The following is a 24,750-nucleotide window of genomic DNA, read 5'->3' as shown; positions in this document are numbered from 1 at the left end:
CCCCATTTTCTGTCCACGTTTGCCCCCTACTCTAACGAATGGAGATATTTGCGGGCAGCGGCGGAGTCCAGACAATGGGGAGTCAGGAAAGCCGGGCCAGCACCCAGTCCCAGCGCAGCAGTTCCTGCTCCAAGCGCAGCAATGGTGCGAACGTTCCTGCCTGGAGGGCGGCGTAGACGGCGTTTTCCCCGGCCCCCAAGTGCGTCAGCACGGCATGGGTGGGCGTGTCCTCGCGGCCCCAAAAGTCCCGGTGCGCAAGCAGCGTTTCCTCGTCCATCAAGATGCTGTGCACGTGCGGATGGTGCGAACGCAGCTGGTCCAGGATGTGGAAGCCGTGGGTGTCGATGTCGCCCCAGTACAGCACCTCCACGTTCTTTAGCCAGGCTGCCTCGCGGATGCCCTCGAAACCGTAGCCGCCGCCAAAAACGGCCAGCGTCCGGGGCGCCGGCGGCAGGGCCAGGAAATTGACAAGATTTTCCGTGGTGATAATTCTGTCCACGTCGATTTCCAGGCCGGCGAAGGCCGCAGCCGTCACCTCCACGTCCTCCATGCCGGGAGCCGGGGCCTTTGCCGGGTCCAGGAAACGCAGCCGCACCCTGTCCGGGGCGGCGAGGAAGCCGTGCCTGCGCGCATAGTTCCTGCCCAGAAGTGGCCTGTCCGGCGCCAGGACCGCCAGCATCCCGTCGATGAGTCTGCGATGGTTTTCCACGAATTTTGTGTGCACGCCGGGCAGGGACAACTGGCGCAGGTAGATTCCGGGGCTGGGGTTTGTTGCGAGCCAAACAGCCACCCGGGCGGCCGTCAACGCATCTTCACCGTATTTAAGCAGTTCCAGGGGGCGCAGCAGGGCCCAACCCAGAAGCCCGGGATCGACCGCTGCCACGCGGCCGGCCAGGGTCGTGAACCGTGCGGCTTCGCGCCCCAGACCCAGAAACGCAATCTCGTCGGCGGCCGAGCCAAACACCGCGGCGCATGGCAGCGTGTTGGCGCCGATCGTGGTTGTTCCCACCGACACGTGCTCCAGTGAACAACCGCGCGGGGCCGGGTCCCAGGACCGGGCCCACGCGGCGGCCAGCGCGTAGTCCGTCCGCAGTTGCGTGGCGCTCGGGTGTTTCAACGCCCGACGCCGGGGATGAAGCCCCGTGGGCAGGGCCGCCTCACGCAGGAGCTCGCCACTGTTCCATGCCCTGAGTGCGGCCGCGCGGACATCGGCAGGAACGGTCCAGACCGGCGGCTTAGCGGCCACGCTTGTCCCGTTCGGCCCGGTACTCATGGATTGTCATGTTGCGCAGCTGGGAGTCGGCGCCGCTTTCGTTGGCCACAAAACCCACATTGGCCACGAACGGTTCAATCACGTGGATTTTTTGCAGCGGGGTGACAATGAGCAGCTGGAGTTTCAGCCTCTTGAACAGTTCCAGGCCGTACTTGGCGGACTCGTCAGAGCCGCGTCCAAACGCTTCGTCAATGACCACAAAACGGAAGGAACGCTGGTTTCCCGGGCCCGCAGCGATCCCGAACTGGAAGGCCAGCGCGGCGGCAAGAATGGTGTAGGCCAGTTTTTCCTTTTGCCCGCCCGACTTGCCGCCGGAATCGGTGAAGTGCTCGTGCTCCTCACCGGTCTCCGTCCATTTCTCCGAAGCGGAGAACGTGAACCAGTTGCGCACGTCGGTAACCTTCGCCGTCCACCGCTCATCGAGGTTGGTCCGGCCCTCGCGGCCGCGGAAGCGTTCCACCAGCGCCTCAACCTGCAGGAATTTTTGTTCCGAGTACTGCTCCTGGGCGCCAATTGATCCCTCGGAGCAGGCCCGCAGATCGGTGCCAAACTCACGCACCTCCGGGTCGGAGGTTGCCTGCGGTTCAAGCTGGATGTGCCGTCCGGGGTTGTATTCAATCCGCGCCAGCGACTCGTTGATTTCGCCAATGCGGGAGACGATGTCCTGCTTGCGGGCGTCCAAGAAGGCGTTGAACGCAACAATTTCATGGATGGTGTTTTGCGTCAGCGATTCCTTGAAGCGTTCGGCAAAACGGGGGAGGTCATTGTCCACCAGCTGCGCCAGGATCTTGTTGAACTCGCCAGCCGCCTCAAGCGAGGCGTCAAGTTCGTTCGTTTCGGCGGGGTACTTGTTGCGGAAATCGGCCATGAACCTGATGGTGGTTTCGGCGGCGCGGATCACCTGCCGGTTCAGCGCGTCGATGCTCCGGGTCAAGGTGTCACGGGCCCTGCTTTCCACCTTCGCCGTGTTCTTGTAGGTCAGGGTGCCCGACTCAAGTGCCGCCTTGGTGAGCCTGCCCAACTGGGCCAGCAGTCCGGCGTCGGACGTCAACGGCACCTCGGTGAGCGACTCGCGGCAGTCCACAATCTGCTCGGTGATGGCGCGGATGTCGGTCTTGTTGGCGCCAATGCGCTCCATCAAGGTCCGCAGCCGGCCGTTCGCCTTCTCCACGCGGTCAGCGGTTTCGGCCTCCCGGCGGGTGAGCTCGCGCAGGATGTCGCTGGAGGTTTCCAGCGTGGCCTTTTCCTCCTTCAGCCCTTCCATGGCGCGGGTGGTTGCCTGCCAGTTCAGGCCGGCAAAATTGGTGACGGCGGAGATGGTGCCGATGAGCCGCTGCTGGCGGGCGAGGTTGCCCAACTGGCTGTCGACGCGGCCCAAACCGTCAACGGCGGTGTGGGTCTGGCCCTCGGCTTGTTCGAGGGCGGCGCGCAGGCGTGCGATCTTGTCGTGGTTGTCCCAACCCAGCACATAGGTGGAACGGTCGGTGAGGGGCTTGCGGTCGTTCTTTTCGTGGCGCCCGCCTCCGCTCTTGAGCTGGCCGTTGATGGTCAGCGCCCTGGGGTAGCGGCGGAACTCATCCATCGTTTCGCAGCACTGGTGGTCAAAGCGGCGGCCGAGTTCGTCCAGCAGGAATTCACGCAGCGGTGTGCCGGGCTTGATGCCGATCTTGCCGGCCAGGGTACCAGGGGCGCCTGTTCGCGGAGTCGGGTTCTCGCCAACCTTCAGATAGACGAGCCGGGCGCGCAGGTTGTTCGCGTCAACCCAGTTGCTGACTGCGGCGTAGTGTCCGCCGGTCACCAACAGGGACAGGGCAAAGCCGTGCAGGGTTCGTTCAGCGGCGCCTTCCCAAGCGGCCTCCGAGTCGCGGACCTTCAGGAGCTCGCCGGCAAAGGGGAGTTCCGATTCGGCGATGCCGGTTCCGTCGCACAGCCTTTTACGCAGCATGATGAGCTCGCGCGGCAGCAGGTTTTGCCGGCTCAGCAGGCTCTTGAGGTCTTCCTTTAATTCGCCAGCCTGCTCGGTGGCCTCGGACCGCTGCCGGTCCAGGGCGGTCCGCTGGTCCTGCAGGCCGGCATTGGCTTCGGTCAGGTGCTTCTCCACGCCGGGGAGGGCGGCGGCGTTGGCGTCAAAGACCACCTGGTCTTCGGGCTCAAACAAGCCAAGGACCTTGGCCGCCTCGGAGTACGTTGTATACCGCTCGCGCTGGGCACCGGACTCGATGGACATGCGCGCCAGCTCGGCCCCGATGGCGGCGATCCGGCCCCCGCCGCTGTTGCGGATGTCGTCGCGCAAGTCAGCGAGTTCCCGGGTGAGGCTGCCGAGCTCGGCCGTCAGCACCGTTTGCTGTTCCTCCACCTTCGCTGCCGCGCGCTCCAACTCGAGCAGATGGGCCTCGCTGAGCACCAGTTTCCGGGTGGTGAACCACGGGGAGAGTTGTTCGCGTTGCTGGTGGGAGCTGTCGTAGTCCGCCGTCAGGGTGTGGTGGCGGGCGGCGTTGTCCCGCACCGGCTCCAGCATGCGGATCTGGTCCTTGGCCCGCAACACTGCATCGTGGGCTTTCTTCAGGTCGTCAAAATGGTGCAGGAGGTTTTTGAGGCGGGTTTCAACATCGTCCTCCTCCAGCATGTTGGTGCGCACAAAGTGGGTGATGTTCTCCACCTGCTTCATTGACACGGTGCGGTGGAACAGGTCCATGGCCTGGGTTGAACCAATGCCAAAGTGGCGTTTAAACGCTGCGCCGTACTTTTCAAACACGTCAAAGACGGCCACGCCGTCATTGCGCAGGCGCCGTTTCAGTTTGGCCAGGTCGGTGCCGAAATCGGCGAAGTCACCCTTGATGGACTGCTCGCCCTCGGCGATGGAGTAAAAACGGGTGGGCTGTCCGGCTTCCTGGGTGGCCCACAACGTGATGGCCAGTGTGATGGTTTTATCCAGGTTGGCGTTGTGGAACACGCCCAGCACCACGGTGAAGGTGCCCGGTCCGCGCAGCGCCACGGGACGGGAGGTGTCGCCGATGCCGCTGCGGGCGCTCTTGTGGAAACCGCGCACATACGACATGAGGCTGCGTTCCTTCTTTTGCGCACCCGCGGCCTTGTTGTATTCAATCCTGTTGGCGGGCAGCAGCAGCGTGGTGATGGCGTCCACCACTGTCGACTTCCCCGAGCCGATGTCGCCCGTGAGCAGGCTGTTCTCGCCGTCGAGCCGGAAGGTGCGCACATCCTTGTTGAACGTGCCCCAGTTCAGCAGCTCCAGGCGGTGCAGCCGGAAGCCCGGGCGGGTGCCGACGTCGTCGGCGGTGAGGTCGTCCAGGTTGAAGAGGCCTGGCTGGGCTTGAGTGCTCATGCTGATGCTCCCATTGCCGGGGTGGTGGTTTTGTCCCCGCCGAGGGCGGCGCGGTAGTCGGCGAGGCGGGCATCGAATTCCTCGAGCCACTGGGCGTCAACGTAGGCCTTCAGAATGCGGGCCACCTCATAGGTTTGGTCCTGGCCGCGGAGCTTGCGCAGGAAGCCCAGTTCCGTGACCTTCTTGATATTGCTGGCGAGCTGGTCAAGGACACGGGCCTCGTTGCTGGATTCGGGCAGGAACACGGAGACCATGTCGCCGATCTGCTCCGCCGTCATGATGAGCCGGGTCTCGCTGTTTTGCTGGTCAAATTCGGCCAACCGGGCCCGGAGCAGGGCCAAGAGCAGGCTGACGTGGAAGGTGAGCTGGCGGCGGGGAATCAAGCGTGGGAGGTCCGCGTCGGCGTCGGGGCTCGAGCGCAGGAAGGCGTAGCCTTCGCTGTCATCCAACACCAGTTCAAGACCGAGCACCGCCACGTAGTCGCGGGCCTGGGCGGACAGTTCCATGAGCCGCTGCCACAAGCGCTCATCACCGTCGCGGTAGACGACGCCCTTGAACAGCTTGGTGACCACCAGCGGCAGGCCGTCAGGTGTCCGGGCCCCAGCGTTTTGGGCGTCTTCTTCTTGGACCTCGTCCGGGGCTGTGGTCATGTTTGCCTCACAAAGATGATTTTTTCAACGGTGGCCTCACGGAGGCTGCCGTCGGGGAGTGTCCAGGACAGGGTTTGGGCCGTGTCCTGGTCGATGACTGCCGACGTGGACTCGGTGGCGAGCTGGAAGTAGCTGACAATCTCGGCCAAGCCCTGGCTGAGCGGGTAGGCGTCGGTGACGTCCGCGAGTGTGGCTTGTTCGGCGTCGGCCAGAACGGCGTCGATGTTGGCTTCGAGCCGTTGCGGGTCAACATAAAACTGGTCAAAGAGCGCGTGGGCGTCCACGTCGAGGTCCTCGGCGACGTCGACGGCGTCGTTGATGGACACCTGCCGGCTGGGCTCGTAAAGAGGTCGTTCGAAGGGCAGGGCGACGGGCACGTCATGGCCGGCAAGCTCGGCAAACGTCCCAGGCGGCGGGGTGGCGCGGACGGCGACGGCGCCGGATTCAATGTTGCGGATCAACGCCATGATGCGTTTGTTTTCAAGGAACACCTTGTCATCGAGCAGCCGCCGGATTTGGGCCGAGAGCTGGCGCACCGTGGACTGGGTCTGCTCGACGGCGGGCAGCCAGTCCTTTTGCATGGACGTGATGGATTGCAGCCCCGACTGCGTGGCGAGCGCCTCGATTTGGGTGGCGCGTTCCAACAGCTCGTGCAGTTCCGAGCGCAGCTGCGGGGACATGAGGTAGTCCCAAAAACCCTGGAAGGTGCGCCCCTGCAGCGAACCGCTGATGTCCTGCTGGGAGGAAAAGATGGACTCCAACAGATCGCCCTGGCCGCCCTCCCACATGGAAATTTGTTCGCGCAGGTTGCGGTCGAGCCGGCGGAAGTTTGCCTCCACTTCGCGGAAATCGGAGAGCAGGTCCTTGGCCTGGGTGGTCAGCTGGTGGAAGTGGTCCACTGCTTCGGGCCCGGTCATGACGGGGATGGTGCCGGTGCGGATCTCTTCCATTTGGGCGTCGATGCCATCGCGCTGGCGCTGCAGCTCCGCCAGCCGCGCCTCGGGATCGGTTTCGGAGCCATGGACAAGCGTCTTGAGCAGGTTGAAGATGCTGGACAGTCGGGACTGCGTAGGCACGAAGTCCCGCCCGCGCAGGGATTCCACCCACCGAATGACGTCCTCCGTGGAGGCGGTGAGGTCGTAGACGGGCTCGTCCCGGTTGTCGGCATAAAACTTTCGCAGCCATGCCTTGTCAGGTTCGGCCCAGTCGTCGAGGTACTCGCCGGCGGACCGCGGGAACCTTTCCTCGCCCAGGGAATCCCGGAGGGTGAACAGGACGTCGTCGAGGACGTCGATGAGATCCTGGCGGCCGAGGTTGCGCTGGTTGGGGTCGGTGAAGGCCGTCATGAAAAATGTCAGGGCCAGCGGCGCGTTTTGGGCGCGAAGCAGCGACCAGCCCGCGTGATTCTCACGCAGGGAGTTGATCGAGAAGTAGTCCATGGGGCGCTCCAAGGGGCTGCTGTTGCCGTAGTTTCAATCGTAGACGCAGGGGCAGACATTGACTCAATGGTGTCAGACTTCGATGTGCTGCCTGGAACCAATTCAGTTGGGGCTCGGCGGTGAGATCGCCGCCGTCGATACTCCGGCCGAATGCCATGCGGAAAGCAGTTTTGCGTCCCCCGAAACGAGAACCGCAGGCGTCACCTTGCCTTCGGTGACAAATCGTTCACGTGTGGTGTCGGCGCCCATGGGCACCACCATGGCCACAGGGGTGCCCCTGTCTGTGATGGTGATGGTTTCACCTGAGCGCACACGCGAGAGGTGGAGGCTTAGGTGTGCCTTGAATTCCCGGATACTGGCACCCATGATTTTCTGCCTCTCGTGTGGTCACATTGTGACGTCAATTGTCGTCTCAGGGTTTGCGGAACGATAGTGGTCGTGGGCGCCAGGGGCAGTGGCGACTGCGCCTAGGATGCTCCGCCACTGAGAGGCTGAAAACCAACTCCCAATGAACTGCCAACTTTTTTGGGAGTTGGGACTTGGGGGTTGGGTGTTTGTGGAGTGCACTGGCGCCTTATTCGCGGATGGTGAGTTGCCGCAGTTGGGCTATGGGCCGCTTGGCCATGTCTCCACAAATACTCTTGCATCTGGCACAAGCTTGCGCAGATGTGTCCATGGCAATCGACCCGTGTGTTGCAGTTTTCCCACCACAATGGCCGGATGGACTCCGCCGGCTCGGGCGGCGGCTGATACGTTTGCGGCGGATAGCGGCTCGGGGATGCTGACGAGCCCGGGAAGCAGCCAGTCATTGGCGCGTTGATTGGCAGCTGTTTCATTTTCGGAATCGGCTTCAAAGTCACTGTCGACCGTGGGACCGTTTTCGGCATGCCCCAAGACGATGTGTGCAACCTCGTGCAACAGAGTAAAGAGGACACTGTCAAACCTGCTGATCCGAGCTGACAACGCGATGGTTGGCCCCGAAGGTAACTGCCAAGCTGCACCGTCAATCTTGCTTCCCTTGAATGGAGATACGTGCACCAACTTCACACCCACCTCACTGAATTTTGCGGGCAGGGAAGCTAAATCTTCGGGGGAGGCGACTTCCTCGCGAATTCTGGAGGCAAGTTCCTCCAGCCCATCTCGGGAGTACGGCTTGGTTTTGAGCCCAGCCGCCATGTTTCGTGCACAGGCAAGCCATGCGTTCTGTGCTGCCGAAAACACGTCGCCTGCGTTGGATCTGCGAGCCGCGATGGAAAATAGTGGGGGCTCGTCCAATGAAGCGACGCCCAGAAACTTCATGACAGCCGGTTCAATGACGTCCAGATCCCGACTGTCGGGAATGATTTTGCGTTTTTTCAGTTCGTTGATCGGCACAAGCGTCGCAAGGCGTGCCCGGCGGGAAACTTCGTCGAGGCGTGTTGGATCGTCAGTCTGTCGCAACAACCACAGGTCGTAAATTGACTGCAAATTCAGCCACGTTGCGGCATCGGTTCCAGTGGCGTGGGCGATTTCGCTCGCCGTGGCCGGCGTAATCTGCTTGTGACCGTTGAGGATCTCAGAAATGGCCTGCACCGGCCGGCCCATGATTTCTGCAAACTCGCTAATGGTCCATCCGCGAGCTTCAATTTCATCACGAAGGTATTCGCCTGCGGGGAACGCTGTTGCTGGCGGGAGGAGTTCTTGGGTGGTCATGAGATCCTCCTTTCCTGTTATTTGTAGTGATCGGATAGTTCAAGGACAAGGACCTGCTGCCCTTTTCATCTGACCGGAAGTGCAAGATGATCCTCCATTTTTTATTGAGCCGGATGGAGTGGTCTCCTGCCCTGTCCCCAACTAGTTTCTCGAGGTGAAGTGACTTGAAATTGCGCAGTTTGCCGGCGGCAACGAGCAACGTAACCTTCTTTTGGTAAGCACGCACGACCTCTGTAGCGATCCGAGGCAAGCGGAAGTTCGGGTCTGTGTACAGCCTCCGCAAGTCTTCAGTAGCGAAATCCACTTTCACAAGCAACCCTTCGTCACCCCTGGGGTGATATAAGCATAGTCCTTTGCTTTGAACTTCGGCAAGTCGGCCATCACCCGACGGGTGATGACCGTTCTTCCGCGTACCTCGGCGCCATGGATTCCATCTGCTCCATGACCAGCTTGATCGCGGCTGGCTGCTTGTCCGGCGGGTAGCCATTCAGGACCAGAAGCCGTTTGATGGAGGACCTCAGCTTGGCGCGGACGTCCTCACGCACCGTCCAGTCCGTGCGAACGTCGCGGCGCATGATCTGCACCAGTTGCCGCGCAATCTCGGCCAGAACACCCTTGCCCATGACATCAACGGCCGATTCGTTCTCCGAAACGGCGTCGTAGTAGGCCAGCTCGTCCGACCCCAGTGGCGGATCAAAGGTCTTTCCGCGGTCCGCTTCGGCGGCCACCTCACGGGCCAGCTCCACCAGTTCCGCAATGATCTCAGCCGAGGAAAGCTGTTGGTTGGTGTATTTGCGCATCAGCTCGGCAATTCGTTCCGAGAAAGCCCGGGCCCGAATGGCATTGTTTCGAGTTGTCTTCGCCGACTCATCGGAGATCAATTTCCGCAGCGCCTCAATGGCCAACTGCGGATTCCGGGCCTTCTGAGCCTTGGCAATGAATTCCGGTGTCAGATCACCCAGCGACGGCTTCGGCATCCCAGCAGCATCGTAAATATCCAGGACTTCACCGGTTGCCGTTGCCTCGGCGATCAACTGTCCCAACATGCGCTGGATTTCCTCCGGGATGGGCTCGCCACGAGACTGCCGGTCATCGGCGTCCAGTTTGGCCATCCACACGCGAATTTCCTCGTAGACAGCCACCTCGGGGCGCAACGGCTCCAGCGAATCGGACCCCGAACAGAGCGCCCATGCCCGCGCCAGCCGGGACGAATCCCTCCGGTAGCTACCCGCCAAAGTCTCGTGTCCGGCGTCGTCCGCGGAAGTGGAAGCGGAAGAAGAAGGTACGACGGCGTTGCCAGGCGTCAGGGGGTCCCGCAAGTAATTCACCGCTCCCCACGTGGCGTTGAGGAACGCTTTGGGCCCACCCTTCATGAGCGTGGCCCTCCAGTCATGTCCGGTGAGGATTTGGCGCAATTGTGCCACCAACTCGTGGACCATGCCGATGGCCTCTTCGATGTTCTTGCCGGCAGGCTTCTTGGCGCGGTCGGAATCCGAGTATTCGGCCAGGGCGCTCGTCAGGTTGTCTGCCAGCGGGGCGTAGGCCACCAGCAGGCCGTCTTCCTTGCCGCGAAAGGTTCGGTTCACGCGGGCCAAGGTTTGCATGAGCAGGGCGCCCTTGAGCGGACGGTCCAGGTAGAGGGTGTGCAGCGGCGGGGCGTCGAACCCGGTGAGCATCATGTCCTTGACGATCACCAGCTCAAGCTCGTCGTCGACGTCCTTGAGACGCTCCTTGACCGAGGCGTTCTGCGAATCGCGCCGCACGTGGTTGGATACCGGGGGAACATCAGAGGCGGTGCCGGAATAGACCACCTTGATCTTGCCCCGATCAAGCTCATCGGCGTGCCAGTCAGGACGAAGCTCCACGATGGCCGCATACAGCTTCGCGCAGATCTCCCGTGTCCCACCTACGATCATGGCCTTGCCCGGAGCCTCGATGAACTTGGACATTTGGCCGCGGCGGTTCTCCCAATGGGTCACCAAATCCTGGGCAAGTGCCGCGATGCGTTCGGGGGCTCCGTACACGGCATTGACCACGGCCACACTGGCCTCAATGCGGGCCCGCTCCGTCTCATCGAGTCCCAGCGTGGCCTCATCGGCGGAATCGTCGAGCGTCTCTTCCGACATGCCGTCGGCAAAACCGACCTTGATCAGCCGCGGCTCAAAGTACACAGGAACCGTGGCCCCGTCCTCCACGGCGCGGGAGAGATCGTAAATGTCGATGTACCCGCCAAATACCTCCCGGGTGTCCCTATCCGCAAAGGAAATGGGAGTACCGGTAAAGGCGATGAGCGTGGCATTGGGCAGGGCGTCGCGGAGATGCCTGGCATAACCGTTCAGATCGTCATAGTGGCTGCGGTGCGCCTCATCGACAATCACAATGATGTTCTTGCGGTCGGACAGCAACGGATGATCGGATCCGGCGTCCTTTTCGCCCTTGCTGCGGCCAAACTTTTGCAGCGTGGTGAAGTAAATGCCGCCGGTGACTCGGTTGCTCAGTTCCTCGCGGAGCTGGGAGCGGCGGCGGATCTGCTGCGGCGATTCGGGCAGCAACAGGCTTCGTGAGAAACCCTCAAAGAGCTGCCCATCGAGCTCATTTCGGTCCGTAATCACAACAACTGTGGGGTTGCGCAGTTCCGGGCGACGCATCACCTGGTTGGTGTAAAGCTCCATCTCCATGGACTTGCCCGAACCCTGGGTGTGCCAGACGACGCCGGCCTTGCCGCGGGATTCGCCGTTGGAACGAACCGCCTCGATGGTGCTGCCAACGGCCTTGGTAACGGCAAAGTACTGGTGCGGCTTGGTGATCCGCTTGGCCAGTCCTTCCGCCCCGGAGTCAAAGGCGGTGAAGGAGTTCAACAGCTGCAGGAATCGTTCCTGGTTATACAAGCCGTCCAGGGCGGTGTCCAAGGCGCTGATGACGTCGCCGTCCAGCATGGCACCCGGCGGGACGGGAACTCCGTCGTCGTCCACGTTCCACGGGGAGAAGTGATTGAGGGGCGTAAACGCGGTGCCGAATTTGGCGATGATCCCGTCGGAGATGAGGTTCAGGACGTTGAACCTGAACGCCATGGGAAATTCGCGCAGATACGTTTGCAGCTGGGCGTGGGCGGCGGCGACATCGGCCGATTCGCTGCCGGCCCTCTTCAGCTCGATGGCACTGACGGGCATCCCATTGAGGTACAGCACCATGTCGAAACGGCGGCTGTGGTCACGGTTGGTGAGCGTGACCTGGTTGACGGCCAGCCAATCGTTGTCATCAGCGACGTTGCTGACCAACCGGATGGTGGGGTTCTTCTCTCTGCCATCGGTGTCGATGTAGCTGAGTCTGTACCCGTCCACGAGGTACTTGTGGATCCGGTGGTTCTCGGTGAGGGCGTCGTTGGATTTGGGGGTGGCGATCTCAGCGACGGCCTGGCGAAGATACTGTTCCGGCACCGTGGGGTTGAACTTTTGCAAGGCAAGAAGCAGACGACGCCGGATCACCAGTTCAGCCCACGACTCACGTTCCCCCGTGCCCGGGGCTATTTCCTCGCCGCGGGTTGGCTTCCAGCCCAGCTCGCCCAATTGGTCAAGGGCCAGGCCTTCCCAAGCTGCTTCTGAAAAACTGGTGGTTGCCAGCGTCATGGTGCTCTCCCCAAATGATGATCTTCGATTAGTCATGACGCTATCAGCAGGGTCTTGCGTTGGTGCAGTTGTGAACTGTTATTCGGGGTTATCAGGGGACACAGTTCAAAAATCATGCCACCGCCGGTGGCATGATTGAGGCATGAGTGAGAAAGAAGAATCCACCCTGCGTTCCGTTGAGCTGACCCGCACCTCCACCGCTGTATATACAGTCCGGAATGCCTCGGGAGCGGAGATGCAGTTCGGACATGGCGAAGGCCTGTTCAGCCCTGTCGAATTGCTGCTGGCCGCCATTGCCGGCTGCTCGTCGATCGACGTAGATACCGTCACAGCCCGCAGCGCCGAGCCCACCAGCTACACGGTGACTGCCGCCGGCGACAAGCTGGTCGAGGACGGCGCCACCCGCATGGACAACCTGAACCTCGCGTTCAACATCAACTTCCCCGACACCGAGGGCGGCCACAAGGCTGCCGGAATGGTGGAGCGACTGGCCTGGCTCTCGCACGAGAAGTACTGCACCGTCTCACGGACCGTGGAACGCGGTACCCCCGTGGCACATACCCTCAACGTCACCGTCGGCGACACCACGGACTGACTGATACACGCGCTGTTGCGCAATTGCTTTCACTCACCGATCGCCCAGCTCCGCTTCCAGCAGCTCGACGCCCGGCAGGCTTGATGTGAACTCCTCGGGCGGCGAGTCCACGATCTGTGTCTTCCATTCGGCAACCCCAATCGGAGCGCTGTACCCGCGCAAGGCGTACTCTGCCACCACATTGTTCTTGGTCTTGCGCCGGAGCAGGCCGATGGTCGGTTTATCGTCCGGATGGCCCATCAGGTCATCCACCGCGGCCATGTACAAGCCCAGCTGGCCGAGGAATCCCGGGTCAAACTTTCCGGCCTTGAGCTCAACCACCACAAAACTGCGGAGTCGGAAGTTGTAAAACAGCAGATCGGCAATAAATTCGTCCCCGCCGACCACCAGTCGGACCTGTCTGCCCACGAAAGCAAAGCCCTGGCCGAGTTCCAGCAGGAACTTCTCAACGTGGTCGACGAGCTGCGATTCCAGCTCCGCTTCATTGTGCCGATCCGTAATGGCCACAAAGTCGAAGATGTACGGGTCCTTCATGGTCTGCTGCAAAAGGTCCGAATCAGTTGCAGGAAGAACGGCCTTGAAGTTGCTGATGGCCTGTCCCGAGCGTTCGTGCAGGCGCGTCTCAATTTGGTGGACAAGCACGTTGCGGGACCAACCATGTTCGACGGCGGCAGCCGCGTACCAGAGGCGAGTTTCGGGATCGCTGAGCTTCTCCAGCAGGGCGATGTGGTGGTACCACGGCAATTGTGCAAGAGGCGCTTGCACAATTGAGTCGCGTGGCCAGACCTCGCCAAACACACGCATGTATTTAAGGTTTCTTGGTGAGAATCCCTTAGCACTTGGAAACGTGTCTCGCAGGTCTGCTGAGAGTCGGTCGATGACTTTGGCTCCCCAGCCTTCCTGGCTTTGCCGCCCCAGGATTTCCTTCCCAACCTTCCAGTACGTGGCAACAAGTTCCCGGTTGACCGCCGCCACGGCCCGGACCCGCCCGGTGGAAACCCTGTCCGCCACCGATGCCAGCATGTCGGGGTACCAATCAGGCATTCCGCTGCGTACCGGCGTGGGTGGAAACGCCGGGGCTTCTTAATTTGTGTCGTTGTGCTTGGACATGAGCAAACCTCTTTCGAATCTTGCAATGTTCCTATGCTCAGAAGCTACACGCAGGGTCTGACATCATTGTGGGATGGCCAAGAATAACAAGGGCAGCAAAGCCCACGCATCGACCACATCAGTCAGCGAACGGCGGGCAGTTCTGGCCGTGGACGCGGTGGCCCCCGCGTTCGCCGCATGGTGCAACGACATGCCCGGCCTGCCGGAGGGTGCAGTTGAGGACTTGCTCGACGCCGTGGGGGCGCTGGCATCTGCCTACTTCAAGCTGGTGCCGGCGTCCGATGTCACCAGCTTTGAGCCTCTCGCCTTTGGTCAGGCCATGTCTGCCGTTGTCGCTGCTGAGGCTGAAGAGGATACCGAGTTCATCTTTGTCGCCATCCGCACCTACTTGCTGTTCCTTGAAGAAACCAAGGGGTGGACCGGCAGCCCGGAGGACCTGGGCCAGGTGTTCACGCTGTTTTACGACGACGACGACGACGACGAGCCCGGCGAGCTGGCACTGCCGCAGCGCCCGAGTGCGGAAGAGGAACTTGCCGCGCTCTCCGGAACTCAACTGGCCGCGCATCTGAGGTCCGTACTGCAATGGCTTGGCGACAGCAAGCAGGTCACATCTACCGGCGCGTTAAAGCTGGCGGAGATTGAAGGCGCCGCGGCGGCCGTGGGCCTGGTGGCCAAGGGGGCCGCACGCAACGCCAAACGCCAGCACTTACCCGGCTTCAACACGGAGAGCCTGGAACCTGGTGCGCCTCTAATCGTCAAGACCATGCATGAGCTGCCCCTGCTGTCCAAGATCTGGGCGGCGCTGGAGGGCGGTGGTTTTATCGACATTGGATCTACCAAGGTGTGGCCCACCCCGAACGCCGAGGCAATCCTGGTCCACGGGCACCCGGCGCACTTGGCGGCATTGCGCGGGTTGATGGCTAACTTCCTGTCCGTGAGTGTCGTGGGGGAACCGGATTGGGCGCCGTGGGTTGCACCAGCCGCGGAGGCCCAGGCCGGGTTGCTGTACGCCGCGGCGTTGGACAGGTCCACCATTCCGGTGACCCTGATGGAGAACCCGGACACGCTGGAAAATTTGGGCATGGACGAATTTGCTGGCCGGCTCCTGCGCCGGCGCATGGCGGAGCTGGAACAGTTGGGAGTGGTCACCATGGATGGCGCCGTGCGGGTGCAGCCAGCTCTGGTACCTATGGTTTTGCTGGCCCTGGGGCGGCACGTCGGAGACGGTGGTGGCGCGAGCCCACGGCTTCCGGGCTCCGTCAATGCTGGCCCGGCACCCACCCATCCGGTGCCGCTGTTGCAGCTGAAGGTGGCCGTTGAGGATACGAAGCCGCCGGTATGGCGCCGGCTGGTGCTGCGTTCGGACCTGACTCTGGCACAACTGCACAGCATTATCCAGGCAAGCTTTGAATGGGTGGACTACCACCTGCACGAGTTTAATGTGGGCGGCTACAACGGAATCACCTACGGTCCCATCGGCCCCGAGCACGACTTCGGCGATCCCATGCCTGAAGATGAGGCCGCTGTGACCGTGGGCCAGTTGTTGAACGCCGAGAAGGACCGCATCGGCTATACCTACGATTTCGGCGACAATTGGCGTCACATGATCATCCTGGAGAAGATCCTGCCTTTCGCCCCGGGGCCGGCTGTGCGCTGCACCGGGGGTCGGGGGATGGGCCCGGCTGAAGACTGCGGAGGCCCTTGGGGCTGGCAGAACGTTGTGACGGCTGTCAACGATCCCGCCCACGAGGAGCACACCGAATACCGGGAATGGCTGGGCATGGGGCTGGGGGAAACCCTGGATCCGAAGGAGTTCGACCGCGAGGCCCTCGATGAGGAGCTTGCCGAGCTGTTCTAAACCACAGTCCGCGGCCGGCCGGCGTTGTCGTTCATGGACGACGCCGGACCGGCAAGTCCCGGCCGAAAGTTGCCGCGGGCAGAGCTACTCGCCGCGCCGCAACTGAGGAATGAACCGCGCCGTGCGCTTTTCCAATGCTTTGGGATCCAGTTCGGCCGTCTCCGGTTCACCGGGCTCCAATCCGTTGTCGCTCATGTATTTGAGGGCCCGGCCCACGAGCGTGCGCTTCTTTGCAAGGGCCTCAGGACAGCTGGTGGATTGTGTCGTGGCTTGGTTGATATTTGCTCGTGGTGAAGACTCGACCACAGGGTGTTGCGGGCGAGCCCAAGTGTGGCGCTGACGCTAAAGCGCCGATGCCGTACGTGCCCCGCGCCGTATGCGAGGGCGCATCGACTTATCGTCGGGTGGCGAAGGATATGCTGCAAAGCGGCCGAAAGCCTGTCACAAACAGCGAGCGGATGATTCTCAACAATTTCTTGGCCATGAAGCATATTCGGCAGATTCGGGATCAGAAGTTGACTCCCGAGCTGGTTTTCGAGCTTCATCGCATCGTAACGGATGGCACGTTGGATGATCCTGACGACGCGGGACGGTTTGGAGCAACCCGGCGTTCAGAGGGTTGGAGTGTGGGGAGATGACGAACAATTGCTTCATGCACCCCCGCCAGCTGAGGAATTGCCCCGGCGGCTTCAGGCGCTTTGCGACTTTGCAAATGGAGACGCCGGAGACGGCAGTTACATGCCGCCCGTTGTCAGGGCCATCGTGCTGCACTTCATGATGGGCTACGACCACTATTTCGCGGATGGGAACGGGCGAACTGCTAGGGCGTTGTTCTACTGGAGCATGCTCCATCAGGGTTATTGGTTAGCTGAGTTCATCACGATTTCCAGGATTCTACGAAAGGCTCCGGGGCAGTACGCGCGTTCCTATCTTTTACCAGAGGACGACGACGGCGACCTCACCTATTTCTTGCTGTATCACGTGCAGGTCGTTGACAGGGCGCTGGATGATCTCACCGCCTACCTGAAAAGGAAGGCTCAGGAGCTGGTCAATGTGCGCGCCTTGCTGCACCTAGCTCGTGGAGAGTTTAATCATCGGCAGATTGCCTTCCTGGAGCTGGTGTCGAAAGATCCATCCACTGTGGCCAACATTCGATGGTATTCGGGTGCCTATGCAACCTCAGGAGCGACGGCACGCCACGACCTTGCGGCTCTGGAGAAACGCGGGCTCCTGCTCCGCTCCAAGAGTGGCAAGCAGTACATCTGGCGTGCAACACCGGACTTGGTCCAGAAATTGCAGGGTGGAGCGTAGGTCGGACTGGGTTTCGACCACAGCATCCCGGCGCAGCGTGGGAACGCAACTTCACGTTTTCTCCAAGTCCAAATTGAACTTGGAGAAAACTTGGAGTTGCCGTTAGATCATTGTCGAAACAGCCGATTCGGAATCCTTGACACGAAACTTGCCCGACATTAGCTGGGGGAGCAACGCGTCGCGGGTTGCGGCAAGAACCCTGTTTTCGAGGACAAGGCTTTCGATGGTCTCTCTAAGGGTGGCGACGCCGACGCTAAATTCTCGGGCTTTGTCAGCCCCTGGCCATGCGACCTCGACAGCTGCTAGATCCTTCCAGCTTGTCCGTGGCATACGAGTTCCTTCGCTGGCAGCTGTTACGCGTTCTACGACGAAGTCACTGGCTACGCTGGCCAGTACGAAGCCGGACAGTTCAGCTGACAGTGGTGTCAGTACGAGAATGTCAGTAGAACAGACCCCCGCGAACGGTGCCGAGATCACCTTGTGGAAATATGGTCGGAGCTTTCCAAAAAGAATGTCCCCTGCATGGAAGCTTGCTTTTGTGCTCGTAACAGCGTCCGCAGTACCCGCCGCGTGCAGCCACATTGATCGACGCGGAATATGTTCCAAACCGACGTAATTGTCGCTTGGGTCCAAGCTATTAGGATCCGTTAGCTCTTTCCGATTGGTTGCCAGGTTCTCGATTGTGATGAGGTCAGTAGCGTCTGCCATCAGTTCGGCAAGACTTGCCCTGATGTACTCGTCAGCTGTTGCAGCGAGTTTGGAGTTGGCGGCGATCTTGTCGTCGAGGGCGCCTAGGACTTCTGCGATGGCTTGCTGTTCTGGGAGAGGTGGCAGGGGAATTTGAATGGATGAAAGCTCAGACAAACTCAGGTTGGCCTGGACCGACTGAACAACAAGAGCCAAAGCATCTTGAATTCGGATTTTGTCGCGAAGGCAATAAAGCAAGAAGCCAACATCAATTTTGGCTTTATCCGGTCGTATTATGGCGAGTGCTTGATTTGTATTAGCGGGAAGAAACTGTGCTGAGACGCGAGCAACTCGCCCGATGGTCCCAGCAATCGAAAAGAGGAGATCGTCTTCTTGGAGAATGGAGCGCGCCAAGAGCAGGTTTGTCTCTTCGTTGATGTGAGCGAATTTCTCCGGAATGAACTGGCCTTCAGCTGTAATCGATTCGACTTTAACGAATGAAATGCCGCGAGTCGTGTAGCCACCCACTTTCGGTGTCGTCCCTTTGGTAACGCGAGTAGAAACGGCACCGACGGAAGTTAACTGCCAGTCGCTCATGAAATCCTCACTAACTGCTCACGCACAATAGCAGCCAGGTGTTCGGACTCGTCGAACTGGGCAAACAGGTCCGCGGAAAGGCGCGCGATCTTATCCTCGATCGGCTCGCCGTCGTCCTCCACTTCGGCAGCACCAACGTACCGACCGGGGGTCAGGGCGTAGTCGGCGGCCTTGATCTCCGCCAAGGTGGCTGACTTGCAGAAGCCGGATTCGTCGTTGTACTCCAAACCGGAATCAGCAGCGGACGCCGATCCGCGCCAGGCGTGGAAGGTTCCAGCAATCTTCGCGATGTCCTCATCGCTCAAAGCACGCTCCGCGCGATCGACCATGTGGCCCAAGTTCCGGGCATCGATGAACAAAACCTGACCTGTCCGGTCAACCGATCCTGCGGCACCAGCTGTTTTGTCCTTCGCGAAGAACCATGTACACACGGGGATCCCGGTGGAACGGAACAATTGGGTGGGCAGGGCTACCATGCAGGAGACCAGATCGGCCTCAACCAACTGGGCGCGGATCTCGCCCTCGCCTCCGGAATTGGAGGACATAGAGCCATTGGCCATGACTACTCCAGCAGTGCCGATGTCGGACAGCTTCGAAATGATGTGCTGGATCCACGCATAGTTCGCATTGCCTGCCGGAGGAACACCATACTTCCAGCGAGCGTCAGACTCTGAACGGACCCAATCCTTGATGTTGAACGGAGGGTTGGCCATGATGAAATCGGCCTGTATGTCAGGGTGCAAGTCGCGGGCAAAGGTGTCACCCCAAGTTGTACCAAGTTTTCCATTGAGACCGTGAATGGCTAGGTTCATCTTCGCCATGCGCCAGGTCCGCTCGTTCAATTCCTGTCCGAAGACAGATATGTCGGAGCCCTCCTTGCTGTGCGATTCAAGGAACTTCTCTGCCTGCACAAACATGCCGCCTGAACCACAAGCTGGGTCATATACGCGGCCGTGAGTGGGCTCCAAAACTTCCACGAGCACGCGAACCACGCCCGCTGGTGTGTAGAACTCGCCCCCGCGCTTGCCCTCCGCGCGGGCGAACTTCTCCAGGAAGTACTCGTACACTTCGCCCAACAGGTCGCGGGCCTTCGTGGCGCCCCCGCCCGCGAACTTGGCGGAGTTGAGCAGGTCTAGAAGTTCCCCGAGGCGGCGTTGGTCCATGTTGTCCTTATTGAACATCATGGGAAGTGTTGCATTTAGTGTCGGGTTCCGCTCCATAATCAAGGCCATGGCGTCGTCGATCAATTCACCGATGGATTTGGCGGGCTCTCCCATAGACGCGATCGTGCCTTTGGCATTTCTTGTGAGGTACGTCCACCGTGCCCGGGCCGGAACCCAGAACACGCCACGGCCCGTGTACTCATCAACGTCGTCAATGAGCTGCCCGATCTGGTCTTCGTTCAAGCCCTCAGCGGCCAGTTCGGTGCGAATCTGCTCGCGGCGCTCGTCGAAAGCGTCGGAAACGTACTTCAGGAACACTAGCCCCAAGATGACGTCCTTGTACTGCGAAGCATCCATGGACCCGCGCAGTTTGTCCGCGGCCTTCCACAGCGTGTCCTTCAGTTCCTTCATGGTTGAGGGCAGCGCCTCAACCTTTGCCTTCTTCGCAGCCACTAGCTGGTTCCCTCCGTAGTCATGCCAAAATTCAATACCGAAAAACTTCCCTGCACAGCGCCATCGAGCAGCAGCTCGGAAAGCTCATCCAACTGTTGTAACCGTACCGCCAGCCTCCGACGTTCTGCCGCCACCGCAGCCAACGCCCCGCTCAAGGCGGGTTTGGCGCCGTCGTGCATTCTGCGTGCAGGGCATTGCCGCCAATCACCAGGCGGGCCCGCTAGGTCCTGGGCCAGAACCGCAGGGAGCAATCCGTTTGCGTTCTTGGCGCTGATGCGCAGGATCCTTGCCGGATAAAGTACGACGGCGGCCCCCGCCTCATCCACCATGGCGCCGGCTTGCGCTCCGGTTGCGAAGATGACGTCGCCCGGTTCCGTCAGGCGGCCCTGGGGGTAAGCGTTGGCAAAGACCAGCTGGCTGACCTTGCGGGCTTCGTGAGCCAGCTCGCCGCTGAGCTCTTCGACCCCAATGACAGTGAACTGGGCGCGCCCCGGTAGCGGCGGTTCCAAGTGACCGTCCGCAAGCCGGCGGCCGGGCAGGTATTTCAGGGAGCCGGCGGTGATGGCTGCGCCAACCGTTGTAGGAGTGAGTGCCGGGCGCGTTTCGGCGAGCAAGTCCATGTGCAGCGGGGCTGCGTGGGTCTCGTTGAGGGCGTCCAAAATACTCTCGGCTTGAATCAGCTCTGAAGCGGCAGCGTTCGCGGCGACCGCCGGAAGATCGGGAATCTCGGGGGACTGGGCCGCCGCTGTCAGAGCTCCTTGCCTGGCCAGCAAGGAACGTGTCCGCACGAGCTTTGCGAAGCGGAATGAATGAGCCCGGACGTGGTCGCGGCTGCCCATCGATGCGGCCAGGTCACCCACCAGATCCGCCCTGACGTCCGCCGTCATTTCCTGCCTCGAAAGATCGGCGACCATGGTCCAACGATCGGCAATGGTGACGTTGGCATGAGCTGGACCGAGGACCCACAACGCTTGGGCCTGGCGCGGACGAGAAGGAAGGAGCCCTTGTGGCAGGCGGACGATTGCCCGGACGCGATCCGAACGCAGGATGTCCGAACGGATCGCCTCCGCCTCACGATTATGAGTCGTGCGCTGCAGCGAATCGGTCAAGATGGGGGCCGGAGCCAGCACAACGGCACAGGCCTGATCATCCATGTCCAGGGAGATGTTGTCGATGGCGGTCAGCACTTCCACGGCATCCGAGGTGGGAAACGAAGGAGAAGGGAACTGCGCCAAGCGAACCTTTGCCCGTTCTTGGTGGCCGGAACCCGCATGGTTGGTGACCTGCAGGTTTTCCTTGGACTGGCCATGCACCCGCATTCTCCTGCGGGCAAGCCTCGCTGAATCGGAAGCCAACGTTCCCACGCACAAGGTGGCCGGGGCTGCCTCACCCAGAATGTCGGCGACGGCCAGCAGAAAGTCGCTGCCGCCGTCGTCCGTGAATACGGGATCCTGCTCGCTGTTCGCAGCCAGTTCCACTGCCGTTGCGGCCAGTAGCTCGATGGCCTCCGACGTCAGCATGGTGTTCGCCTGGACCGGAGGACCCGCACGGAACCTGTCGCCGAGCAGTCGTTCGAATGCGGCTGACGCCGTGTAGGAAGCATCCGTCAGGAGATCGGCGTAGGCAGCCAGGTTCAGGAGGTTGGGACCAAGGGCTTCGATCTCGGCGAATAAGAACTCATCATCGGGATCATATTCATCGGCAGAATCCAGGAGAACATCGGCGTCCTGGCTCCCCAATGGCGCGTCCGTGAGTGTGCGCAGGGCAATGAGCGCTGTCAGGCCAGCGAAATGGATGTGCTTGGTTTCCGGGCCCAGCGGTGCGGCGAAAGCTGCTGCATCTTCCGCGGCGTGGGGATTATTGCCCCGACCGGTCGCGGCCAGCCATGTAGTTACTTCAACGGCATCGAAAAGTTCTTGCCGATCATGCGTGGCAACCGCCGGCGGGAACGGCGTATCTGAGTTCTTGCTACGCGAGCGCCACATCGAAACCACGGGGCGTTGGACCCGGGCGAGCTGGGCAATGTCGGACAGGGTGATCTGCAATTGCTGCCCGGGCAGCGCTTTTGTCGTCTGGGAATGTCCCGTCTTGGCGCTCATGCAGATCTCCTTGTCTCTCGTGTGGTTTCCATTCTAGAACGTCTGTGGACAAACCATGTGGATATGTTGATAACCCGGGTTATCAAAGCTACGTGACGATGGCGGCTTCGGGGCGGCTTACAGTCATTTCATGAGCACCGAGAAGATGTTTGGTGAGGTTGCTGCGAGGCCGGCTATTGGGGGCGGGCTCGACGGTTCCCGGAACGATCTGGAATGTCAGACCCTCCTGCCAAACTACGGACACACAGCTCGAACCATCACCCGCACCAGGGTTAACCGTCATCAGGAGAAGTCATGACAGCCCCACCAGTACCGCCGGCCGGGCAGGCGCCGGCACCCCACTGGATGCAGCAGGGTCCCCCTGCCCCGATGCGCAAGAGCAAGAAACCGTTGCTCTTTGGTTTGGGCGGCCTGGTGATTGGGGTGGCAATTGGGCTTCTGATGGGCGCACTCGGCAGCGCAGTGGGCGGTGCTGTCAGCAAATCCAACGCGATCTCGGAAGCGGTGGAAGCATGTTCGGCCGCGGACACCGCTGGTGTGGACGTCATGGATGAGGGCAAGAGCCTGAGCTTGCAAACAACCGGTGAGGAATCAACGGGAACCAGCATGGCGACGGTGGTGTGCGTGCTCACCGAATTGGCCTCTCCAGAGAGTATTTTCAACAAAATCGACTCGACCCGTGCGCTGGACGGAACCAAGTCCGCCGAGTGGTCGGGATTCAGCGCTTCGTGGACTTACCACCCGGACAACGGGTTGAACATCATTGTGGAAACCGCAGCCAAATAGCTGCCCCGAAAACAGGAGTTGCGATGAGCGAAGAAGTGCCGCCGAATGATGCTCCCGTCGGGGAAGCATTCGATTGGGCCACCATGCCGGCTGTTCGATGGCGGATGTTGTTTCCGCTTCCACTGCCACCGATTTCGAACAATTCCCGGTCCGCGGCACCAGTGGACGCTGTCGCCATCACATGCCTTGAACCTGGAAGCGTTGCCTGTCCAGCAGACCAAATTTTGACCCACTGGCCGAATGGTCGGCCAGCTACCTTTGGGGGAAGTAATGAGCAAGCCTGAACAATTTGAATCCACGGACACGCGCAAGCCCGTGTCCGGCCAAACTGCCCCGGCCGCCGGGGAACCCGGGCCGGGAGCCGGGGCGCCGCGGCCTCCGAGTGCCGGCGTCCCGCCGCTGCCGACTGGTCCGATGGCTGCGACGGGAAAGGTGGCCAAGACGAGGAAAGCCAAAAAGTCTGCACGAGTTGGCGCCGCCCGAGCTGGAGGTTCCGGTGGAACGGGCAAAACAGTGTCAGGTGGCCGCAAACCACACATTGGCATGGTGGTGGCAGCGGTGCTTTTCTGTGCGGCCCTGGTTGGAGGCGGCTTCTGGAGTGGCAAGGCAACTACCGATCCAACGGCCAGCGCAGAATACGTGGCATTGAACCAGTCAGCCCAAACAACAACGAAACAGCGGGACACCTACCTGACCCAACGAGACGGCCTGCAGGAAGAGCTGGACCAGCAGGAGACCGACATGCAAGATCGGGAAACCGCGGTGACGACTGCTGAAACGGCACTCAAGACAAAGGAAGGCGACTCCGACAAGAAGATCGCCGAACGGGAAGCCGCCGTCAAAAAGCGCGAGGATGCTGTCACCGGCGCAGAGAAAACCAAGGCCGCCAACACCGTTGCCGACGGAACCTGGACAGTGGGCGTGGACATAGAACCAGGCACCTACCGTGCCAACGCCGACGTGGGCTCCACGTGCTATTGGGGCATCTACACCACGGGCAGCAATGGTGACGACATCATCAATAACGACATACCCGGTGGTGGCCGGCCAAGCGTGACGCTGTCAGCGGGACAAGACTTCAACTCAACACGCTGTGGGTCGTGGACCAAGCAGTAACACAGAAGGCGGCGGGCCGTTCAGGACACGGCCTGCCAACCAGCACGAACCAGCCCCAATAAACATCAGCACCAAAGACCGGCACCGGCAGCCTTGCCGTGCCCGAAAGGAATCATCATGTCGCAATATATGAATGCCCCAGCGCCGCAGCAGGCGCCGTACGTCCCCGTCAAGCACGAGAGCTCTAAGTCGTTTCTGGTGACCTGGCTGTTGTCGTTGCTCCTCGGCTACTGGGGAGTCGACCGCTTCTATCTGGGCAAGGTGGGCACGGGCCTGCTGAAGCTGTTCACGCTGGGCGGACTCGGCATCTGGGTCTTGATCGATTTGATCATCACGCTGGCCGGCAAGCAGACCGACAAGGCCGGGAACCCGCTGGCCGGTTACTCCAAGCACAAGGTCGTGGCCATCGTCGTGACCCTGGCATTGATGCTGGTGGGTGGCATCAGCGGTGGCGTGGCCGGGGCGTCGGCGGGCAAGTCCGTTGTGGAATCAGGCATCGAAGCCCCCGCAGCTCCGGAGGCCAAGGCCCCGGCGGTCCAGGAAGCCGCGCCGGAACCGGCTGAGAAGCCCGCCGAGCAGCCTGCGGCCGAGGCAAGCTGGGTTGAGGTTGCCACCCTGAGCGGCACCGCAGATCAGGCCAGCCAGGTCTTTGCGCTCTCGGGCAAGGAAACCCGCATGGTGTATGAGTTCATTGGCTCCGACCCCGACATGGCGATTGCCACCATCTACCTGGAGAAGGAAGGCACCGACATCATGGTCGAAGGCGGCATCCCCGTCATCATGGCCACCAAGCCGGAAAGCAACACCACGGCCATCCACAAGAAGGCCGGCAACTATTTCCTCGACGTCAAGGCAGCAAACCTTGACTCCTGGTCCGTGCGGATCGAAGAAAAGCGCTAACGCCGCTCAAACGATTCCGTCACTTCGCAGTTGTGGGCCCCCCCCAACCCCG

The 24,750-nt window shown here is 61.1% G+C and carries 18 protein-coding genes; 6 read left to right on the top strand and 12 right to left on the bottom strand.

The window, feature by feature from the left end; translation table 11 throughout:
• Positions 1 to 82: 82 nt before the first annotated feature.
• The 8 genes from ACT3TS_RS10940 to ACT3TS_RS10905 all read right to left on the bottom strand — a co-directional run bounded on the left by ACT3TS_RS10940 (position 83) and on the right by ACT3TS_RS10905 (position 12,023).
• Entirely contained in the window at positions 83 to 1,273 is a 1,191-nt protein-coding gene (locus ACT3TS_RS10940; protein WP_444531542.1) for a Wadjet anti-phage system protein JetD domain-containing protein, read from the bottom strand.
• Entirely contained in the window at positions 1,236 to 4,616 is a 3,381-nt protein-coding gene (locus ACT3TS_RS10935; protein WP_444531541.1) for an ATP-binding protein, read from the bottom strand. Before ACT3TS_RS10935 ends, ACT3TS_RS10940 begins: the two co-directional genes overlap by 38 nt.
• Positions 4,613 to 5,266 carry a DUF4194 domain-containing protein gene (locus ACT3TS_RS10930; protein ID WP_444531540.1) on the bottom strand — a complete coding sequence of 218 codons (654 nt, stop codon included), beginning with the start codon at positions 5,264 to 5,266 and terminating at the stop codon, positions 4,613 to 4,615. Before ACT3TS_RS10930 ends, ACT3TS_RS10935 begins: the two co-directional genes overlap by 4 nt.
• The gene (locus tag ACT3TS_RS10925) at positions 5,263 to 6,705 is read right to left on the bottom strand and encodes a DUF3375 domain-containing protein (protein ID WP_444531539.1); all 1,443 of its coding nucleotides are present in this window, start codon (positions 6,703 to 6,705) and stop codon (positions 5,263 to 5,265) included. Before ACT3TS_RS10925 ends, ACT3TS_RS10930 begins: the two co-directional genes overlap by 4 nt.
• A 102-nt stretch (positions 6,706 to 6,807) precedes the next feature.
• Positions 6,808 to 7,071 (bottom strand): type II toxin-antitoxin system Phd/YefM family antitoxin, encoded by a 264-nt coding sequence (locus ACT3TS_RS10920; protein ID WP_444531538.1) that lies wholly within the window; start codon positions 7,069 to 7,071, stop codon positions 6,808 to 6,810.
• Positions 7,072 to 7,311: 240 nt separating this feature from the next.
• Positions 7,312 to 8,397 carry a HigA family addiction module antitoxin gene (locus tag ACT3TS_RS10915; RefSeq protein ID WP_444531537.1) on the bottom strand — a complete coding sequence of 362 codons (1,086 nt, stop codon included), beginning with the start codon at positions 8,395 to 8,397 and terminating at the stop codon, positions 7,312 to 7,314.
• Positions 8,336 to 8,884, bottom strand: a complete 549-nt coding sequence (locus ACT3TS_RS10910) for a type II toxin-antitoxin system RelE/ParE family toxin (protein WP_444531536.1) — start codon at positions 8,882 to 8,884, stop codon at positions 8,336 to 8,338. The genes ACT3TS_RS10915 and ACT3TS_RS10910 overlap by 62 nt, the downstream gene beginning before the upstream one ends.
• Complete coding sequence (locus tag ACT3TS_RS10905) at positions 8,778 to 12,023, bottom strand: type I restriction endonuclease subunit R (protein WP_444531535.1); 3,246 nt, start codon at positions 12,021 to 12,023, stop codon at positions 8,778 to 8,780. Before ACT3TS_RS10905 ends, ACT3TS_RS10910 begins: the two co-directional genes overlap by 107 nt.
• 142 nt (positions 12,024 to 12,165) lie before the next feature.
• Between ACT3TS_RS10905 and ACT3TS_RS10900 the strand changes: the two genes are divergently transcribed.
• Entirely contained in the window at positions 12,166 to 12,618 is a 453-nt protein-coding gene (locus ACT3TS_RS10900; protein ID WP_444531534.1) for an OsmC family protein, read from the top strand.
• A gap of 33 nt (positions 12,619 to 12,651) precedes the next feature.
• On the opposite strand, the gene ACT3TS_RS10895 is transcribed toward ACT3TS_RS10900, so the two are convergent.
• Positions 12,652 to 13,662, bottom strand: a complete 1,011-nt coding sequence (locus tag ACT3TS_RS10895; protein WP_444531533.1) for a PDDEXK nuclease domain-containing protein — start codon at positions 13,660 to 13,662, stop codon at positions 12,652 to 12,654.
• 139 nt (positions 13,663 to 13,801) lie between these two features.
• On the opposite strand from ACT3TS_RS10895, the gene ACT3TS_RS10890 reads away from it, so the two are divergent.
• Positions 13,802 to 15,586, top strand: coding sequence for a plasmid pRiA4b ORF-3 family protein (locus tag ACT3TS_RS10890; RefSeq protein ID WP_444531532.1), 1,785 nt, complete (start codon positions 13,802 to 13,804; stop codon positions 15,584 to 15,586).
• Positions 15,587 to 16,156: 570 nt separating this feature from the next.
• On the top strand, positions 16,157 to 16,897 hold the full coding sequence (locus tag ACT3TS_RS10885) for a Fic family protein (RefSeq protein WP_444531531.1): 741 nt from the start codon (positions 16,157 to 16,159) through the stop codon (positions 16,895 to 16,897).
• Positions 16,898 to 16,999: 102 nt separating this feature from the next.
• Here ACT3TS_RS10885 and ACT3TS_RS10880 read toward each other — a convergent pair whose 3' ends face one another.
• Genes ACT3TS_RS10880 through ACT3TS_RS10870 form a run of 3 tightly spaced genes read right to left on the bottom strand, consistent with a single transcriptional unit; the run spans position 17,000 to position 21,896 of the window.
• Positions 17,000 to 18,181 carry a restriction endonuclease subunit S gene (locus ACT3TS_RS10880; RefSeq protein ID WP_444531530.1) on the bottom strand — a complete coding sequence of 394 codons (1,182 nt, stop codon included), beginning with the start codon at positions 18,179 to 18,181 and terminating at the stop codon, positions 17,000 to 17,002.
• Positions 18,178 to 19,755: a class I SAM-dependent DNA methyltransferase gene (locus tag ACT3TS_RS10875; RefSeq protein ID WP_444531597.1), complete on the bottom strand. Its 1,578-nt coding sequence runs from the start codon at positions 19,753 to 19,755 to the stop codon at positions 18,178 to 18,180. The genes ACT3TS_RS10880 and ACT3TS_RS10875 overlap by 4 nt, the downstream gene beginning before the upstream one ends.
• A gap of 41 nt (positions 19,756 to 19,796) precedes the next feature.
• The gene (locus ACT3TS_RS10870; RefSeq protein WP_444531529.1) at positions 19,797 to 21,896 is read right to left on the bottom strand and encodes a hypothetical protein; all 2,100 of its coding nucleotides are present in this window, start codon (positions 21,894 to 21,896) and stop codon (positions 19,797 to 19,799) included.
• 294 nt (positions 21,897 to 22,190) lie between these two features.
• Here ACT3TS_RS10870 and ACT3TS_RS10865 point away from each other — a divergent pair, with 294 nt between their 5' ends.
• The 3 genes from ACT3TS_RS10865 (at position 22,191) to ACT3TS_RS10855 (ending at position 24,698) form a co-directional block, all read left to right on the top strand.
• A complete protein-coding gene (locus ACT3TS_RS10865) occupies positions 22,191 to 22,682 on the top strand; it encodes a hypothetical protein (RefSeq protein WP_444531528.1) in 492 nt (163 codons plus the stop codon).
• A 270-nt stretch (positions 22,683 to 22,952) separates the two neighbouring features.
• Positions 22,953 to 23,798: a hypothetical protein gene (locus tag ACT3TS_RS10860; protein ID WP_444531527.1), complete on the top strand. Its 846-nt coding sequence runs from the start codon at positions 22,953 to 22,955 to the stop codon at positions 23,796 to 23,798.
• A gap of 117 nt (positions 23,799 to 23,915) precedes the next feature.
• Positions 23,916 to 24,698, top strand: a complete 783-nt coding sequence (locus ACT3TS_RS10855; RefSeq protein WP_444531526.1) for a TM2 domain-containing protein — start codon at positions 23,916 to 23,918, stop codon at positions 24,696 to 24,698.
• Positions 24,699 to 24,750 lie beyond the last annotated feature (52 nt).

It is taken from the genome of Specibacter sp. AOP5-B1-6 (assembly GCF_052376555.1).
Lineage (GTDB): Bacteria > Actinomycetota > Actinomycetes > Actinomycetales > Micrococcaceae > Specibacter.
Note: the sequence above shows the minus strand (reverse complement) of the source record. Positions and strands in the feature narration are given on the sequence as shown.

Coding starts and splice junctions, on each gene's coding strand:
- ACT3TS_RS10865 (WP_444531528.1), top strand. CDS start 22,191: ATGACAGCCCCACCAGTACCGCCGGCCGGGCAGGCGCCGGCACCCCAC.
- ACT3TS_RS10855 (WP_444531526.1), top strand. CDS start 23,916: ATGTCGCAATATATGAATGCCCCAGCGCCGCAGCAGGCGCCGTACGTC.
- ACT3TS_RS10885 (WP_444531531.1), top strand. CDS start 16,157: ATGATCCTGACGACGCGGGACGGTTTGGAGCAACCCGGCGTTCAGAGG.
- ACT3TS_RS10940 (WP_444531542.1), bottom strand. CDS start 1,273: ATGAGTACCGGGCCGAACGGGACAAGCGTGGCCGCTAAGCCGCCGGTC.
- ACT3TS_RS10920 (WP_444531538.1), bottom strand. CDS start 7,071: ATGGGTGCCAGTATCCGGGAATTCAAGGCACACCTAAGCCTCCACCTC.
- ACT3TS_RS10860 (WP_444531527.1), top strand. CDS start 22,953: ATGAGCAAGCCTGAACAATTTGAATCCACGGACACGCGCAAGCCCGTG.
- ACT3TS_RS10915 (WP_444531537.1), bottom strand. CDS start 8,397: ATGACCACCCAAGAACTCCTCCCGCCAGCAACAGCGTTCCCCGCAGGC.
- ACT3TS_RS10870 (WP_444531529.1), bottom strand. CDS start 21,896: ATGAGCGCCAAGACGGGACATTCCCAGACGACAAAAGCGCTGCCCGGG.
- ACT3TS_RS10895 (WP_444531533.1), bottom strand. CDS start 13,662: ATGCCTGATTGGTACCCCGACATGCTGGCATCGGTGGCGGACAGGGTT.
- ACT3TS_RS10875 (WP_444531597.1), bottom strand. CDS start 19,755: ATGAAGGAACTGAAGGACACGCTGTGGAAGGCCGCGGACAAACTGCGC.
- ACT3TS_RS10935 (WP_444531541.1), bottom strand. CDS start 4,616: ATGAGCACTCAAGCCCAGCCAGGCCTCTTCAACCTGGACGACCTCACC.
- ACT3TS_RS10925 (WP_444531539.1), bottom strand. CDS start 6,705: ATGGACTACTTCTCGATCAACTCCCTGCGTGAGAATCACGCGGGCTGG.
- ACT3TS_RS10900 (WP_444531534.1), top strand. CDS start 12,166: ATGAGTGAGAAAGAAGAATCCACCCTGCGTTCCGTTGAGCTGACCCGC.
- ACT3TS_RS10905 (WP_444531535.1), bottom strand. CDS start 12,023: ATGACGCTGGCAACCACCAGTTTTTCAGAAGCAGCTTGGGAAGGCCTG.
- ACT3TS_RS10890 (WP_444531532.1), top strand. CDS start 13,802: ATGGCCAAGAATAACAAGGGCAGCAAAGCCCACGCATCGACCACATCA.
- ACT3TS_RS10930 (WP_444531540.1), bottom strand. CDS start 5,266: ATGACCACAGCCCCGGACGAGGTCCAAGAAGAAGACGCCCAAAACGCT.
- ACT3TS_RS10880 (WP_444531530.1), bottom strand. CDS start 18,181: ATGAGCGACTGGCAGTTAACTTCCGTCGGTGCCGTTTCTACTCGCGTT.
- ACT3TS_RS10910 (WP_444531536.1), bottom strand. CDS start 8,884: ATGGCTACCCGCCGGACAAGCAGCCAGCCGCGATCAAGCTGGTCATGG.